Here is a 1,698-nt window from a genome sequence, read left to right on the forward strand (position 1 = left end):
CGTTCCTAGAAAGATAAATGCAAAACCAATTGCATATTTCTCTTTTGGTAACCATTTTCCAATAACCACGGCTGCAACAGCAATTGCAGGACCTTCACCGGCTCCTAATACAATTCTTGTAAATATTAAAGAAGGTAGTCCAATAATGACTAATGTTAAAAATTGTACAGAAGCCCAAATAATACATAACCAGATTATTAACTTTTTAGAGCTGCGAGTATCAGCCATACCACCAACTACAATCGCTGATATTGCAAATAGCCAATAGAAAGAGCTTCCTACAAGCCCCCACTCAGTTGGATTTAAGTGTAACTCTTTCATAATTGGTACTGATGCAATCCCTATTACAGCTTTATCTAAATTATTTATAAATGCTAAAAAGAATAGAAATAACATCATAACCCAAGCATATCTAGATGTTTTCATATTCGTCTGGTTTAGTAGTTCATTATTTTTTCTTTTGCTCATAACAGATCAACTCCTTTGAGTTAAGAAGATAATTTTACTTACAGACTAATTCAATACTTTCAATCCAATAGAACAGGAACGTTTTCAAAACGTTCCTATGTTTTTTAAAAAAGCTTTTTATGCATTTATTCTTGGTTTAAACCCTTCTCTTATAAACTCAATTGAAGGAGAAATTGGTCTTGCATTCGGTAAATTTATCCATAATCTCAATAAATGTCTCCAATGCTTAGGTTCTGCATAATCTACATACTCTGTACGTGAATGAAGAATAGTAAAGTTGTTAATTAATTGAATATCACCAGGCTCAAGATCCATATCTAGTCTCATATCTTCTCGCACTAAAATTGAATCTAAAATATCCATTGCCTCTATTTCAATTTTTGATAAAAGCTTGTTTGTTTTTAATTGCGCGCTTTCAATATAACCACGAACATATAAAGAGCTAACAAATCCTTCATGGCCACTAAAAATCGGAGCTGTATGAACAGGTGACTCACCAGGGTTTTCCTCACCACGTTTATCTAAATAAAAATCATTACATAAAATGCCTAAATATTCTGGGTGTTTTTCTAGCATTTCATTGTAGACAGCCATTGAACTCACAATTGTACTATGTCCGCCTGATTTTGCCTTATTTAAACAAAGTAATCCAACTACATCACTTAAGTCTGTATGAAATGGTAAATGAGAATTTGTTTGGTATCCTCTAACATTTGCATTATCAATATTTAAACCTTGGCTTTTTACATGTCCTAATAAATGCCCTTCAGAATTTTGTGTAATAGGTGTTCCCATATGTAGACCTAAACCATAATAGATAATGCTAGACTCTTCTTCTGAATATTGATCAACTGGAAGACCTTTAATAAGCAAAAATCCTCTTCCACCTTCTATTTCATAAGCAAATTTTTCGATTGTCGCTGAAAAATTCGGTAACGGGAAATCTTCAGGTGTAAACTCACAATTTGTGTCAGTTAATGAAAGCCCTTTCATTTGAACGTTTCTTAAAGCACCATCAATCTCTTGAATATCCTCTAACGTCAAACGATAAATCCATGAATCATCATTTTTGATTTCACTGCCTTTCCAAGCGCTTGGGTGGTTAATCTTTTCAGTATGAATTGATTTCATTAGTAAATTCCCCTCTCAATATGATTCATTATCACTTTTTTATTACTTAAAGATCTTTCGAAACAAAATATTGAATTTTTAGAATCTTAAGTAATTAAC

Annotated in this window: 2 protein-coding genes; both read right to left on the reverse strand. The window is 32.4% G+C overall.

The window, feature by feature from the left end; translation table 11 throughout:
• Window positions 1–468: MFS transporter (locus tag V7137_RS28390; RefSeq protein WP_335701160.1), on the reverse strand; the 468-nt coding region annotated here is incomplete at its 3' end.
• A 117-nt stretch (window positions 469–585) separates the two neighbouring features.
• On the reverse strand, window positions 586–1,599 hold the full coding sequence (locus tag V7137_RS28395) for a TauD/TfdA family dioxygenase (protein WP_335701161.1): 1,014 nt from the start codon (window positions 1,597–1,599) through the stop codon (window positions 586–588).
• Window positions 1,600–1,698 lie beyond the last annotated feature (99 nt).

It is taken from the genome of Neobacillus drentensis, from assembly GCF_036962765.1.
GTDB lineage: Bacteria > Bacillota > Bacilli > Bacillales > Cytobacillaceae > Neobacillus > Neobacillus drentensis_C.